Origin of the sequence: Corallococcus carmarthensis (assembly GCF_003611695.1) — a bacterium.
Classification (GTDB): Bacteria; Myxococcota; Myxococcia; order Myxococcales; family Myxococcaceae; genus Corallococcus; species Corallococcus carmarthensis.
The window spans coordinates 12,654-25,904 of record NZ_RAWE01000051.1 but is presented as its reverse complement, the minus strand read 5'-3'; the positions used below and the strand labels follow the sequence as shown (position 1 = coordinate 25,904).

13 protein-coding genes are annotated in these 13,251 nt (G+C 70.3%); 7 read left to right on the top strand and 6 right to left on the bottom strand.

Translation table 11 applies throughout. The annotated features are described in order from the left end of the window. Positions 1 to 92 precede the first annotated feature (92 nt). Entirely contained in the window at positions 93 to 569 is a 477-nt protein-coding gene (locus D7X32_RS16335; protein WP_120603473.1) for a MaoC family dehydratase, read from the top strand. 93 nt (positions 570 to 662) lie between these two features. Then, the gene (locus D7X32_RS16330; protein ID WP_120603472.1) at positions 663 to 1,814 is read left to right on the top strand and encodes a fatty acid desaturase family protein; all 1,152 of its coding nucleotides are present in this window, start codon (positions 663 to 665) and stop codon (positions 1,812 to 1,814) included. 2 nt (positions 1,815 to 1,816) lie between these two features. Here the strand turns inward: D7X32_RS16330 and D7X32_RS16325 are convergent, their stop codons facing one another. Then, positions 1,817 to 2,314: a hypothetical protein gene (locus D7X32_RS16325; RefSeq protein WP_120603471.1), complete on the bottom strand. Its 498-nt coding sequence runs from the start codon at positions 2,312 to 2,314 to the stop codon at positions 1,817 to 1,819. 138 nt (positions 2,315 to 2,452) lie between these two features. On the opposite strand from D7X32_RS16325, the gene def reads away from it, so the two are divergent. After that, entirely contained in the window at positions 2,453 to 3,079 is a 627-nt protein-coding gene (gene def, locus D7X32_RS16320; RefSeq protein WP_120603470.1) for a peptide deformylase, read from the top strand. Beyond that, complete coding sequence (locus D7X32_RS16315; RefSeq protein ID WP_120603469.1) at positions 3,076 to 4,143, top strand: NADH:flavin oxidoreductase/NADH oxidase; 1,068 nt, start codon at positions 3,076 to 3,078, stop codon at positions 4,141 to 4,143. Before def ends, D7X32_RS16315 begins: the two co-directional genes overlap by 4 nt. 22 nt (positions 4,144 to 4,165) lie before the next feature. Here D7X32_RS16315 and D7X32_RS16310 read toward each other — a convergent pair whose 3' ends face one another. Beyond that, positions 4,166 to 5,059, bottom strand: a complete 894-nt coding sequence (locus tag D7X32_RS16310) for a type VI immunity family protein (RefSeq protein WP_120603468.1) — start codon at positions 5,057 to 5,059, stop codon at positions 4,166 to 4,168. A gap of 3 nt (positions 5,060 to 5,062) precedes the next feature. Then, positions 5,063 to 5,647, bottom strand: coding sequence for a hypothetical protein (locus D7X32_RS16305; RefSeq protein ID WP_208752447.1), 585 nt, complete (start codon positions 5,645 to 5,647; stop codon positions 5,063 to 5,065). Between the two features lie 254 nt (positions 5,648 to 5,901). Between D7X32_RS16305 and D7X32_RS16300 the strand changes: the two genes are divergently transcribed. The 3 genes from D7X32_RS16300 to D7X32_RS16290 all read left to right on the top strand — a co-directional run bounded on the left by D7X32_RS16300 (position 5,902) and on the right by D7X32_RS16290 (position 8,543). Then, positions 5,902 to 6,750 (top strand): MBL fold metallo-hydrolase, encoded by an 849-nt coding sequence (locus D7X32_RS16300; RefSeq protein ID WP_120603467.1) that lies wholly within the window; start codon positions 5,902 to 5,904, stop codon positions 6,748 to 6,750. 30 nt (positions 6,751 to 6,780) lie between these two features. Then, a complete protein-coding gene (locus D7X32_RS16295; RefSeq protein ID WP_120603466.1) occupies positions 6,781 to 7,941 on the top strand; it encodes an FAD-dependent monooxygenase in 1,161 nt (386 codons plus the stop codon). Positions 7,942 to 8,009: 68 nt separating this feature from the next. Continuing rightward, positions 8,010 to 8,543 (top strand): hypothetical protein, encoded by a 534-nt coding sequence (locus D7X32_RS16290; RefSeq protein WP_120603465.1) that lies wholly within the window; start codon positions 8,010 to 8,012, stop codon positions 8,541 to 8,543. Here D7X32_RS16290 and D7X32_RS16285 read toward each other — a convergent pair whose 3' ends face one another. The 3 genes from D7X32_RS16285 to D7X32_RS16275 are packed head-to-tail and all read right to left on the bottom strand — an operon-like array spanning position 8,544 to position 13,134. Further along, on the bottom strand, positions 8,544 to 9,308 hold the full coding sequence (locus D7X32_RS16285) for an alpha/beta fold hydrolase (protein WP_120603464.1): 765 nt from the start codon (positions 9,306 to 9,308) through the stop codon (positions 8,544 to 8,546). 14 nt (positions 9,309 to 9,322) lie between these two features. Beyond that, complete coding sequence (locus tag D7X32_RS16280; RefSeq protein ID WP_120603463.1) at positions 9,323 to 10,882, bottom strand: mucoidy inhibitor MuiA family protein; 1,560 nt, start codon at positions 10,880 to 10,882, stop codon at positions 9,323 to 9,325. Further along, entirely contained in the window at positions 10,882 to 13,134 is a 2,253-nt protein-coding gene (locus D7X32_RS16275) for a DUF4139 domain-containing protein (protein WP_120603462.1), read from the bottom strand. Before D7X32_RS16275 ends, D7X32_RS16280 begins: the two co-directional genes overlap by 1 nt. Positions 13,135 to 13,251 lie beyond the last annotated feature (117 nt).

Below are 13,251 nucleotides of genomic sequence, written 5' to 3'. Positions count from 1 at the left end.
TTCAACGTTTGCTTCAATCTGGAGGGCATCCGGCCCGGCGGATGCATTATGCTCATCATCTGGATATGCATCCATCTGGAAGGGACGCGAGCATGGCTTCGACGCAAGAGGGTGGGCGCCGGGAGTTGTTCCTGGACGACCTGTCGGTGGGGCAGAAGTTCATCAGCGACACGCACACGCTGGATGCGGCGCAGATCATCGCCTTCGCGCGGGAGTTCGATCCGCAGGCCTTCCACCTGGATGACGCCGCGGCGAAGGACACGCTGTTCGAAGGGCTGGCGGCCAGCGGCTGGCACACGGCGGCCCTCACCATGAAGCTCAACGTCCAGAGCGGACTGCCCTTCAAGGGCGGCATCGTGGGGGCGGGCGGGGACATCCGTTGGCCCCGGCCCACGCGCCCGGGGGATGTGCTCCAGGTGGAGAGCGAGGTGCTGGAGATCATCCCGTCGCGCACGCGGCCGGACCGGGGCATCGCCACCGTGCGCAGCGAGACGCGCAACCAGAAGGGGGACGTGCTGCAGGTGCTCATCGCGAAGCTGGTGTTGCCCCGCCGCCCGGCAGGCGGCTGAGCGGGACGTGACGCTTTGCGCGAGCGCGGGTGGAGGCTACCGTGCGGCCCGCATCGGCCGTGGTCCCCGTCCTGCTCCCGAGGAGTCCTTCGCATGTCCCGCGCCGCCCCCGACTTCGACCTGGCTTCCGTGGACGTGGAGGGCTTCTACCGGGAGCTGAAGGAACTGCGCGCCCGGCTGGACGCGAACCTGGGTGAGCCGGACGCGGCGCACCTGCGGAAGATGGAGCGCTGGGGGAAGGTGGCGTCGGCGCTGGGCCTGGCCACGGCGTGGATCGCGCCCAATCCGCTCTCCGCGGTGGCGCTGGGCCTGGGGCGCTCCACGCGCTGGCTGCTCATGCACCACGTGGGGCACCGGGGCTATGACCGCGTGCCGGGCATGCCCGCGTCGCGCACCAGCAAGGGCTTCGCGAAGGGGGCCCGCAGGTTCGTGGACTGGCTGGACTGGATGCTGCCGGAGGCGTGGGTCTTCGAGCACAACGTGCTGCACCACTCGCACACCGGCGAGGATGCGGATCCGGACCTGCTGGAGCGCAACGCGGAGGGCTCGCTGCGCGACACCGGCCGGCCGCTGCCGCTGCGCTACGTGCAACTGGCGCTGCTGGCCGTCACCTGGCGCGCGAGCTACTACGCGCCGGAGACGCTGGGCTCGCTGCGCCGCAAGGGACGGCGCGAGGGTGGGGCGCTGACGCGCGCGGAGCTGTGGGAACTCTTCACACGCTGCTACCTGCCATACGCGACCGTCTTCTTCGGGCTGTATCCGGCGGCGTTCCTGCTGGTGGGGCCGTGGGCGGCGTTCAGCGTGCTCTGCAACTCCGTGCTGGCGGACGTCGTCACCAACCTGCACACGTTCTTCGTGGTGGGGCCCAACCACACCGGCGAGGACCTGTACCGCTTCGACTCCGCGCCCGCGAACAAGGCGGAGCGCATGGTGCAGCAGGTGGTGGGCAGCGCGAACTACCGCACCGGCGGCGACCTCAACGACTTCGCCCACCTGTGGCTGAACTACCAGATTGAACACCACCTCTGGCCAGACCTGCCGATGCTCAAGTACCGCGAGGCGCAGCCGCACGTGCGCGCCCTCTGCGAGAAGTACGGCATCCCCTACGTGCAGGAGAGCGTCTGGACGCGCGCGCGGAAGATGGTGGACGTCGTCGTGGGCAAGGCGTCCATGAAGCGGCTGGTGAAGGCCGCGGCGCCCGCCATGTCCGCGGCGGACGCCCGGGCGGAAGCCTCCGCGGCCTAGCGTCAGGCAGGCGGCGCGCGGCCGCGGCGGGGCAGCGGGGCGAGCGCCACGGGCGTTCCTTCCGCGGCGGTGTCCTCCTGGCGCACGGCCTCCGCGTTCACCACGCGCACGCCGTCGGGTTGGACGGGCAGGCCCAGCGTCTCCACGAACAGGCGGTAGCTCTCCTCCAGGCGCCGGTGCAGCGCGATGAAGGTCTGGTGCGCGGTGCCGGGCATGTCCTCGGTGTAGGTGAAGTACCAGCGCAGCTCGTCCAGGCGTCCGTAGAAGTGGTCCACCACCGCCTGCTCCTGTTCGGGGAGGTGGATGAGCTGGGCGAAGGCGCCGTCCGCGTAGCGCGAGGCCACCGTCTCCACCAGCGGGCCACGGCTGCGCAGGCGGGAGAAGAGGAGGAACATCTCCTCCCGGCGTGCGGCCAGCCGGCGCATGATGCCGGCGGCGTCGAGGGCGAGCAGGTTGCGCACACGCGCGGTGGTTTCGTCGGCCTTCTTGCGGCGAGCCATGGTGCGACACAGCCTACCGTCAGTGGCACCCCCTCACGCCAGGGGCTGCCCCCTCCTTGGGGGACCGGACGGCCGGGCCCATGCCGGCCCCACTGCGATGCGGCGCGGCGGGAGAGCGATTGCTACGGTGGGGCCACCATGGTGCTCAAGATCGTCCAGGCGGGGGAACCGGTGCTGCGCCAGCGTGCGCGCGACCTGACCCCGGAAGAAATCGGCAGTGCGCAGACGCGCCAGCTCATCCAGTTGATGCGCGACACGATGCGGGACGCGCCCGGCGTGGGGCTCGCGGCGCCGCAGGTGGGCGTGGGCGTGCGGCTGGTGGTCATCGAGGACCGGGCGGAGTACCAGGCCGGCGCTTCGCCCGCGGACCTGGCGCTGCGGGAGCGGGCGCCGGTGGCCTTCCACGTGCTGATCAACCCGAAGCTGGTGATCGAGGACCCCACGCCGATGGAGTTCCACGAGGGCTGCCTGAGCGTGAACGGGTTCGCGGCGCTGGTGGCGCGCGCGAGCGGCGTGCGGGTGGAGGCGTTGGATGAGAACGGGCAGCCGGTGACGGTGTCCGCGCGGGGCTGGTACGCGCGCATCATCCAGCACGAGCTGGATCACCTGGACGGCACGCTCTACGTGGACCGCATGGAGACGCGCAGCCTCACGACGCAGGAGAACCAACGCCGGCACTGGCTGGGCAAGAGCACGGCCCAGGTGCGCACGGCGCTGGGGCTGCCGGAGCAGACCCCTTCGATTCCCCGAAAGGACCCGACATGAGCAGCAAGCTGTTCACCCCCCTGAAGCTGCGGGACATCACGATGCGCAACCGCGTGGTGGTCTCGCCGATGTGCCAGTACTCGAGCGAGGACGGCTTCGCCAACGAGTGGCACGTGGTGCACCTCGGCAGCCGTGCGGTGGGTGGCGCGGGGCTGGTGTTGACGGAGGCCACGGCGGTGGAGCCGGAGGGCCGCATCTCGCCGCAGGACCTGGGGTTGTGGAAGGACGCGCACGTGGAGCAGTTGGCGCGCATCAACCGCTTCATGCACCAGAACGGGGCCGCGTCGGGCATCCAGCTGGCGCACGCGGGCCGCAAGGCGTCCACGCCCCGGCCGTGGGACGCGGGCAAGCGCGTGGAGCCAGAGCATGGTGGCTGGACGGTGCTGGGCCCCACGACGGAGGCGTTCGACGAGGGCTATCCGGTGCCGGTGGCGCTGGACGAGGCGGGCATCCAGCGCATCGTGAAGGCGTTCGCGGACGCGGCGGTGCGGGCGAAGGCGGCGGGGTTCCAGGTCATCGAGCTGCACGCGGCGCACGGCTACCTGCTTCACGAGTTCCTGTCGCCGCTGTCGAACAAGCGGACGGACAAGTACGGCGGGACGTTCGAGAACCGGACGCGCTTCGCGCTGGAGGTGACGCGCGCGGTGCGAGCGAAGTGGCCGGAGACGCTGCCGCTCTTCATGCGCATCTCCGCGACGGACTGGGTGGAGGGGGGCTGGACGCCGGAGGACTCCGTGGCGCTGGCGCGGCTGGTGGCGAAGGAGGGCGTGGACCTGGTGGATTGCTCGTCGGGCGGCGTGGTGCCGTACGCGAAGATCCCGGTGGGGCCGGGTTACCAGACGCAGCTGGCGGAGAAGGTGCGCAAGGAGGCGGGCGTGCTGACGGGCGCGGTGGGGATGATCCGCTCCGCGTACCAGGCCGAACACATCCTGGCCACGGGGCAGGCGGACGTCGTCATCCTGGCGCGGGAGCTGTTGAGGGATCCGTACTGGCCGCTGCGCGCCGCGAAGGAGCTGCGCTCGGACGTGCAGTGGCCGCACCAGTACGAGCGCGCGAAGAACTGAAGCGCGGGTGGGGGACGCCGGTTCAGTCGAGGAACCGGCGGTCCCACCGGAAGAAGACGTCGTCGGGAAAGTCTGCGGGCCTCCGGGTGGCGTGGAAGGCCCATGGCTCCAGGACGCGGGCCAGCTCCCGGTAGGCCGGAAGCGGTTGCTCCGGACCTCCGGCGAGCGGCTCGGGGCCCAAGGTGACGACGGCCCGGGACGCGTCGATGGCTTCCACGGTGGTGCCGGGCGTGTGGAGCTGGGAGCGCAGGAAGTCCACGCCGCCCATGGCGCTCAGCGAGGGATCTCCGATGAAGGTGAGCCAGTGCGGGACGCGCAGGCGGGTGCCGATCTCCCAGGAGACCAGATCCACCTCCATGAGGTCGACCCCGGGGTACTGGACCAATTGGGGAACTACTTCCGAAGTGACGGAGCCCACACCGAGGAAGCCGGTGACGGCCAGTCCCGCGTGCCCGGAGCTGAAGGGCAGCGGTGCCGCCAGGGCCAGCGCCAGCTCGCGGACACGGTGGGCACCGTGAGCCCTCAACCATGACAGGGGCACGATGAAGCGAACCGCGGTCACGGGGCCAGGATCGCGACGGAAGATGGCTGCATGGATGTCCTTGCCGTCATAGCCAAACTCATATCCATTGGGATAGGAGGCGTCGTTGGTGAGCAAGACATTCGATCTGAGCGGGCGTTGCAAATTTTCACGGACCACAATCCAGCCGGCAGCGTCCAGTTCCTGCCATTCTCCCTCATCGTCCGGGTAGTGGGTGAGCGTCTGTGGCAAGATGGCGTGAAGATACGTCTGTAGGGATTCAGAGACCGCCTGTGTGACGTCCAGCGTAGGCTTGGGAATGTAGAAACAAAGGCTCAAGCCGACCTGCGTGACGATTTTCTTTCCACGGACAATCTGAAGTGATGGGTGGATCATGGCTTACAGCCCGGCTCCTAGATAGGGAATCACCTGGAGGACCTCGCCCAGGCTGAAGGCTTGGCGGTAGACCTCATTCTGGGACATGCCGTCGTAGGGATGTCCCGGCGGGTACTTTCGCCAAGACGGTCGCTTGTCGATATCCGCACAAGGAAACTTGAAGTCATAGGCCGCTTGAAGCTGCTCTGGATTGCCGTTGTGAAGAACGACGTCCGGCACGAGAGACCCTTGCAACTCTCCCAAGCTTCCACGCTGCCGGATGCGAGCCACTTCGGCGGGTGACAGCCAGGTGACTTTCCCGCTTTCCAGATCATAGAGATACGTGGGTTCGAGACTGAAACCTCCCGGACGAAGTTGGTTCAGCTTCTCCTTCGCGCACTGAAAGGCGACCTGATGCATTTCATTCCCAAGCTTCATCGCCCGGGTGATGGTCCGGCCCTGTGCGTCGCGGACCTGCGCGTTGCACTCCTGCTGTGTCGGGCTCCGGGTCCCGAAGTTCGCGAGAATGACCTCCTTTCGCGCCTTGTCCGCGCACTCCTCCAGCGCTTCTGTCACCTGCTGCTTCAGCGCGGCATCCAGGATCTTCACGGCCGCCGCCGCGGAGCCTCCCGCCGTCGCGAATGTCCGCACCGCCCTGGGAACCACCGACTCCTCCCCGGCGACCTGGGCGCAGTAGGCGGGCTGGGTCCTGCAGGAGTTCGTCGCGCTGTCGAAGTCGTACTGACTCCGTCTGTGCGCACCTCCGCATGCCTGCAAGAGCACCGTGCACGCGAGAAGAGATGTCCACCTTCGACTCAACAGCACGTGCGCCTTCCTTCCGAAGTCCGCATAAGCTTTCCCGCATGCTGACCGAGGTGCAGGCGGGACCCTATACCGTGCGCGGTGTGTCCGTGGGCGGCGTGTATACGTCGCTCCTCGTGCCGGAGCTGGGCGTCCTGTTGGATGCGGGCATCCCCATCCGCTCCTTCGCCACCGCCGATCGCATCTTCCTCAGCCACGGGCACGCGGACCATGCGAGCGCGCTGGGCTCGCTGCTGGGCATCCGCGCGCTCGTGGGGAAGGGGCCGCCGTTCGTCTACCTGCCGGCGGAGATCGAAGCGCCCGTGCAGGAGGCTCTCGCGGCCCTGGGACGCCTGCACCGGATGAAGTCCGATATCCGCACCGTTCCCCTGCACCCCGGCGACACCGTGAAGGTGCAGCAGGACCTGTGGGTTCGCGCCTTTCGCACGCACCACCCCGTGCCGTCGCTGGGCTACCAGTTCCTCCGCCGCGTCGCGAAGCTCAAGCCCGAGTTCCGCGAGCTGCCTCCCGCGGAGATCGGCCGCCGCCGCCAGGCCGGTGAGCCCCTGTTCGATGAAGTCGAACGCCTGGAGCTGGCCTACTGCACCGATACCCTCTCCAACGTGCTGGACCGTCAGCCGTCCCTGTTCGAAAGCCGCGTGCTCATCCTCGAATGCACGTTCATCGACGCGGAGCGCACCGTCCGCGACGCGCAGGAGCGGGCCCACATCCACCTGGAGGAGATCGCCTCCATGGCGGACCGCTTCCAGAACGAGGCCCTGGTCCTGATGCATTTCAGTCAGGCTTACAGCCCCGCGCAGGTCCACGCGACGCTCCAGGCCCGCCTGCCGGCCTCGCTGCTCGAACGCGTGCGAGTCTTTGCTCCTGACTCCGGCCGCTGGTTCGGTTGAGCCATCGCGCCGGCCTGTCCGGAGGCCGCCATGACGTCCCCATCGTCCCGCCATGTCCTCATCGCCGGAGCTGGCATCGGCGGCCTCACGCTGGCCTGTGCCCTCAACCGGGCGGGCATTCGCGCCACCGTGTTCGAACGCGCCGATGCGCTGCGGCCGGTGGGCGCGGGCCTCATCGTGCAGATGAACGCCGCGGTCGCCCTGCGCCAGATCGGCCTGTGTGACGCCGTGGTCGCGGAGGGCGAGCGCGTCGAGCAGACCCTCATCCTCGAACCGACCGGGGCCCGCATCACCGGCGTCGACGTGCGCTCGCTCCAGCAGGAACTGGATGCCCCGATGGTGGCCGTGCACCGCGCCCGCCTCCAGGCCGTCCTCCGCGCGCACGCGGGCCCGGACGAGGCCGTGCGGCTGGGCGTCTCCGTGACGGGCTTCCAGGATGACGGTGCGCGCGTCACGGTGACGCTGTCCGATGGCGAGACCGTTACGGGCGACGTCCTGGTGGGCGCGGATGGCCTGCGCTCCGCCGTGCGGACGGGCCTGCTGGGTGCTCAGCCCACGCGTTACTCCGGATACACCAGCTGGCGTGGCGTCTGCTCGGGTGCGGACCTGGTGAAGGCGGGCCAGGTCAGTGAGACCTGGGGCCGCGGGGCCCGCTTCGGCATCGTGCCCATCGGCCATGGCGAGGTGTACTGGTTCTCCACGCTGAACGCGCCAGCGGGGGCCGAGGATGCTCCGGGGCAGACGCTCGCCGTCCTCCAGGAGCGCTTCGCCGGATGGCACGACCCCATCGCGCGGTTGATCGCGGCGACGTCGCCCGAGCGCGTCCTTCGTACGGACATCCACGACCGTCCGCCGGTGGCGCATTGGAGCCGGGGCCGCGTGACGCTCCTCGGCGACGCCGCGCACCCCATGACCCCGAACCTGGGGCAGGGCGGTTGTCAGGCCATCGAGGACGGCGTGGTGTTGGGGGAATGTCTCGCGGCACCGGGCAGCGTGGAGGATGCACTGCTCGCCTACGAGTCACGCCGGGTGAAACATGCGAATGCGCTGGTCGTTCGTTCACTCCAGGTGGGCCGGGTGGCCCAATGGGAGAACGCGGCCGCTCGCTTTGTCCGTGATGCACTATTCCGGCGGATTCCGGAGTCGGCCGCGAGACGTCAGCTTCAGACCTTGGTGCAGGCCGTGCGCTGAGAGGAACGTGGCTTCGTAGAGTCTCCCCTCGCCAGGAAATCGCTGTCTGTCCTGGCGGGGGGGTACCCATGCAGACGAAACCCACGCGGCTCGCCGCCGTCGTCCTCGTGTCAGCGGCCGCCTGTCAACGTTCTGAACCCGCGGCGGTCCATGCACGGCCTTCTGATCCGCCGGCCGCCCCCACCCTCGCCGTTGTCCCTCCAGATGCTGGGAACGGTGATGACACCTCGGCGGTCAACGCCCGCATCCAGACCGTCCTCGGTGAGCCCGCGAAATACGAACAGGCCTTCGCTTCGTTCCAGAAGGCCGTGGCCGCGCACGACTCGAAGGCGGTCGCGGCCCTGGTGGCGTACCCCTTCACCGCGAACGTGGGCGGCAGGAAGGTGAAGCTGCCCGACGCCGCGTCCTTCGTGAGGCATTACGACGCCATCGTCACGCCGGTCATCGCCAACGTCATCACCCGGCAGCGCTACGCGGACCTCTTCGTGAACGCCGAGGGCGTGATGTTTGGCCAGGGAGAGGCGTGGCTCAACGGCATCTGCAAGGACGCCGCCTGCAAGGACTTCGACGTCCGGGTGATCGCGATCCAGTCCGCGAACTGATCAGGGCCGTGTGACGGAGTCGAGGAACGGCAGGACGTGGGGCAGCACCTTGGGTGCCTTCGCCCAGGCACCGCCGTGGTCGGCATGCTCGATGGTCGCGAACGCCGCGCCGGCCCGCGCGGCCACGGCTTTCATGGAGTCGTGGTACGGGTCCAGCGCGCCGCAGTACAGCAGCCCCGGGCGTCCGGACCGCACCAGGGCCTCATCCAGGCCCGCGGAGGATTCACAGACCTTCATGCACAGCCGCAGCGCCTCCAGGTCTCCCGAGTCGATGGCCTCCGCCAGCTCCGGCGCGCGCCGTGCGCCCAGGAGGAGCACCTGGAACCAGTCCACGCTCGTGCCGGGCTTGAGCTGCTTCTCCAGGGCCGCGTAGGCCACGGGCAGGCCCACGACCGGATCCCAGCCGCCCACCACGTACGAGGCCAGCCGCTCCGGCGCGAAGGACGCCAGGCCACACACCGTCCAGCCGCCCATCGAGTAGCCCCACGCGTGCACCCGGTCGATGGAGAGCGTGTCGAGCACCGACAGCGCGTCCTCCACCCGGTGCCGCAGACCGTAGGCCTCCAGGTCGTGCGGCGTGTCGCTCTGGCCGTGCCCCAGCGAGTCGAACGTCACCACCGTGTACGTGTCCGTCAGCGAGGGCAGGTACCCCTTGAGCGACCAGTGCGAGCCCAGCTGGAGCAGGCCGTGCAGGAGCAGCAGGGGTGGTCCGTGTCCCTGGACCTCGTAGTGGATGCGGCGGCCGGACTTCGTCGCGAAGGGCATGGCGTGGCGGTTCCCTACAGGCCGGCGACCTTGGCGGCGCGGGCCACCGTGAAGCCGAAGGCCACCGTCTGCTGTGAGCGCGGCGGCACGCTCAACTCGAAGCGCACGATGCCCTCGTTGCTCACCTTCGTGGGCGCGGGCTTCGTGGCGTCCTTGAGCATCGCCACCTCCACGGCCTCCACCTCCGACACCGGCATGCGCTCCTCCACCGCGAGCGCCGCGGGCTTCGCGCCCATGTTGGAGACGAACAGCTTCACCTTCTGCGTGCGCGTGCGCCGGCCGGTGATGCGGGCGACCTCCTCGCCCACGTCCACCTGCCGCGACACGCGCAGCGAGTCCTCGCTGCCGAAGCCCAGCTTCACGCGTTCGTTGCGGCCCGCGAACTTGAGCTGCGCGCGGCCCACGTAGCCATTGGCGCGCACCAGGTCCACCGGCCCCGCGAGCAGCACCGCCGGTCCCGTGTTGTCGAACCGCGCCACGCGGTGCACCAGCGGCGACTGCTCCGGGCAGGCCACCAGCTCCGACGTGGCGGGCGAGGTGAACGCGAACAGCGCCACGCGGTGCGCTTCGCCGTCCGACGGCACCGTGGCCTTGTGCGGCGCGGACAGCGTCACCGCCTCGCCGCCGTCGTCCATGCCGGGCAGCGCGTCCGCGGCCTTCGCCGCTCCGGCCTCGCCCGTCTCCTGGAGCGACTCCTCGCGCATGGAGACGTCCACGACCTGCTTCTCGCGCGACGTCTTGTCCCGCAGGGTGAGCCAGTCCTCCGTGAGCCGGGGCGGCGTGGCGCCCAGCGTGGGGCGCGCCGTGGAGAAGGCCAGCGTCACGTCCTTCCACGCCTCGCCGGTGTTCTGCCAGACGACGGCCTCGCACTCCAACGTCACCGTGGACGCGGACTCCGCGAGGCCCAGCGCCGCGCGGTAGGCCGGCCGCCAGGCGGCGCACGGCACCAGGTAGCTGAGCGTCAACGTCGCCTCGCCGCCCGCCGCGTGGCTCACGTCCAGCTCGGCGCGCACGTCCACCGTGGGCTCCGGCGCTTCCGTGCGCGACAGCACGTCGCGGTTCTCCTGGATGTGCTGCCGCTCCAGGCGGCCCAGGTCGCGGCGGGCCTGCCGGAGCTGATCATCCGTCGCGGTCTGCTCCTGGCGGACCGTCGCGAGCTGCTCCTTCCACTTCGCTGGATCCGCTTCGCCGGCGCCGCTGCGCTCGGCGATGGCGCGGAGGATGTCCTGGCGCGCGGTCTCCAGCAGTTCGTGCTTCGCCTCCAGGCGCCGCAGCTCCGCCTGGGCTCGCGCCAGCACCTGCTCGCGGTCGAAGGCGCGGCGGGCCAGCGCCGAGCGGTGCTCGCGCAGCGCTTCGGGCAGCACCGCGCGCCTCGTGCGACGCAGGCTGGCCTGGGTCACCATGCCTCCGGTGAGCTTCGCCTGGAGCGAGCGGTCCACCGCCACCGCCGGCAGTCCGTCCACCACGAGGCGGCAGGGGCCCGGGGGCAGCGTCACCGTGCCGCTGCGCTCGACGAGCGCCCGGTCCTCCAGGACCGTCACCTTGACCATGGGCAACAGAATGGAAGTGCGCATCACGTCCTCCGGTTCCCGCCGTTCAGCATCTTGCTGGCGGGCAGCTTCACGACCCACGTCGCCTTCATCGAACGCTTCTCTCCAGCGGGGACGCTCACGCGCCACGTCCGCTCGCCCTCCACCGCATCCTCACCCGGCAGGGGTGTGGGCTTCTGCCAGGGCGGCACCACCTCCGCCTCTTCCACCTTGATGTCCTTCTGGGACTCGGGGACCGCGCCAATGCGCTCGGAGATGGCGATGTTCGCGGGGCGGGAGAGGTGGTTGGCCACCTCCACGGAGACGTGGTGCGTGAGCACGGTGCTGTTGCCGAACATGCCGCCCGTGGCCTCGTCGAAGCGGGTGTTGCGCGCCACCTGGAGCGCCTCCTCCACGCCCAGGCCCAGCCGCTGCGTCTCACCCGGCCCCATCGTGGGCAGCGGAGACGTCATCAGGAACTCGTCGCCGAGCGTCACGTCCACGGGGCCCGCGAGCAGCGGATGCGGCGAGGCGTTGTCCAGGCGCACCGTGCGGAAGACGCGCGGCTCCACGGAGGGCACGCACACGTACTCGGCCTTCATCTCCAGGGGCACCGTCAACATCGGCACCGTGTGCCACGCACCGTCAGAGGGCACGTCCGCGACGGCGTCCGCGTCGAAGCGCGCATCGAAGTGCCGGGCGGAGTCGCGCGGCGGCACGGCCCAGGTGGGGGGCTCCACGTAGTTCACGGACTCGGCGAAGAGGACGGCCTGGGCCTCCAGGCGCACCACCTCCACCTGCACGTTCACGGAGGTGATGGACAACCTCGCCTGGGAGACGAGCGCGGGACGGGGACGCAACAGGCCGCGCTGCGCGGGAGAGGCCGCGGAGGCCAGCGTCAGCGAGTCGTAGTCGAACAGGCCGTCCGCCGGCTCCAGGCCCGCCGCGCGCCGAAGCTCCTCTCCGCCACCGCCGCCTTCTTCGTCCATCGACATGTCCGCCATCGGGGCGCCGTCGAAGTCGTCCTCCACGACCGCGCGCTTCTTGTTGCGCATGCGGTCCATGCCGCCGCCGCCTCGGGGCGGGGCCATGCTCGGCGCCTGCGCGGAAATGGCGCCGGTGACACTGCGGCGGGGCGCCGAGGGACGGGCGCCGCCCAGGAACGCTCCCGAGGACTTCGGGGCCGCCATGGGCGGTGGCATCGGAGGAGGCATGGACGCGCTGGGCGGCCCTCCGGGTGCGCCTCCGAACGAAGCCGATTCCTTGTAGGACTTTTCCTGCTCGAACACGTCGTCCGCCTCTTCAGGCGCGGGTTCCTCTTGCGGACGGATGGGCATGGGCTGCGGTTCGGGCTTCGCCGCGGCCGCCGCCACGGCGTACAGGGCGTCGTAGCCCGCGAACAGCTCCTCCAGGCCCGGCGCGGGCTCTCGCCACCCGGAGCGCGCGGGAGGCGGCTGGCTGCGGCCGATGCGCAGCGACTTCAGCTCCGGTACCTCCGCGCGCCGCTCCAGGCTCGCCGTGGAGACCGCCAGCCGGACCCCCGCCCAGTCCTCGCCGGTCTTCTGGATGACGGCGGCGCGCATGCGCAGCGTGCCTTCCTCCAGCGTGCGCGGAAGGCGCAGGTCATAGGTGGGCACCCAGCGCGCGCCGGCCACCGCGTACTCCAGCACCAGCCGCGCGTCCGCGTTCGCGGCGATGGGGCCGGACAGCGTCAGCAGCGCCGCGCGGAAGAGCCGGGCGCGGTCCACGCTCCGAGCGGAGGACAGCTCCTGAACGCGGCGGCGGCGCAGCTCCACCTCGTTCGTGGCGTCGCGGTGCCGCCGCCCCAGGTCCAGCTCCTGGGCCTGCAGCTCCGCCAGCTCCGCGTCCACGAAGCCCGTGAGCGACAGCATCGCGGTGAGCGGCGCCTCGCGCGGGGGGTGGCCCTTGCGCTGGGCCGGCCAGGTGGGGGTCAGGCCGCGGAGCGCCGCGATATCGGAGCGCACCCGCTCCAGCTGGCTGTGCACGGCCGACAGCGTGGCCTCCGCCGCTTCCAGCGAGTGCTGCTCCGCGGGCAGCTCCGACTCCGGCGGCAGCCGCACGTCGAACGTGGGCTTGAGGTCGCGGACGAGAAGTCCCGACGGCCCCTCCACCACGCGGGCGCGCAGCGAGCCCGTGCGAAGGGCCAGGGGCAGGCCGTCGACGCGGACCTGTCCGGGCAGGTGGCCGTTCTCGGGTGAGAGCACGAACGCGCGCGTGCACAGCGCGCCCTCGGCGTGAACGGTGACGGATTCCAGGACGGACGGTACGACGCGCATGAGCCCCCTCTTCCGTGGAGAGGGCCGCACGCTACCCCGACGCCCCCTCGCATGGCGATGGAGACGACGGGGGCTGCCCACGGCGTGGATCACGCACCGCGCCGTGGGGCCCCGTGC

What these genes read in the sequence shown, in the direction of transcription:
- D7X32_RS16295 (WP_120603466.1), top strand. Translation starts at nt 6,781, where the DNA reads ATGACGTCCCCATCGTCCCGCCATGTCCTCATCGCCGGAGCTGGCATC.
- D7X32_RS16280 (WP_120603463.1), bottom strand. Translation starts at nt 10,882, where the DNA reads ATGCGCACTTCCATTCTGTTGCCCATGGTCAAGGTGACGGTCCTGGAG.
- D7X32_RS16330 (WP_120603472.1), top strand. Translation starts at nt 663, where the DNA reads ATGTCCCGCGCCGCCCCCGACTTCGACCTGGCTTCCGTGGACGTGGAG.
- def (WP_120603470.1), top strand. Translation starts at nt 2,453, where the DNA reads ATGGTGCTCAAGATCGTCCAGGCGGGGGAACCGGTGCTGCGCCAGCGT.
- D7X32_RS16315 (WP_120603469.1), top strand. Translation starts at nt 3,076, where the DNA reads ATGAGCAGCAAGCTGTTCACCCCCCTGAAGCTGCGGGACATCACGATG.
- D7X32_RS16310 (WP_120603468.1), bottom strand. Translation starts at nt 5,059, where the DNA reads ATGATCCACCCATCACTTCAGATTGTCCGTGGAAAGAAAATCGTCACG.
- D7X32_RS16290 (WP_120603465.1), top strand. Translation starts at nt 8,010, where the DNA reads ATGCAGACGAAACCCACGCGGCTCGCCGCCGTCGTCCTCGTGTCAGCG.
- D7X32_RS16300 (WP_120603467.1), top strand. Translation starts at nt 5,902, where the DNA reads ATGCTGACCGAGGTGCAGGCGGGACCCTATACCGTGCGCGGTGTGTCC.
- D7X32_RS16325 (WP_120603471.1), bottom strand. Translation starts at nt 2,314, where the DNA reads ATGGCTCGCCGCAAGAAGGCCGACGAAACCACCGCGCGTGTGCGCAAC.
- D7X32_RS16285 (WP_120603464.1), bottom strand. Translation starts at nt 9,308, where the DNA reads ATGCCCTTCGCGACGAAGTCCGGCCGCCGCATCCACTACGAGGTCCAG.
- D7X32_RS16275 (WP_120603462.1), bottom strand. Translation starts at nt 13,134, where the DNA reads ATGCGCGTCGTACCGTCCGTCCTGGAATCCGTCACCGTTCACGCCGAG.
- D7X32_RS16335 (WP_120603473.1), top strand. Translation starts at nt 93, where the DNA reads ATGGCTTCGACGCAAGAGGGTGGGCGCCGGGAGTTGTTCCTGGACGAC.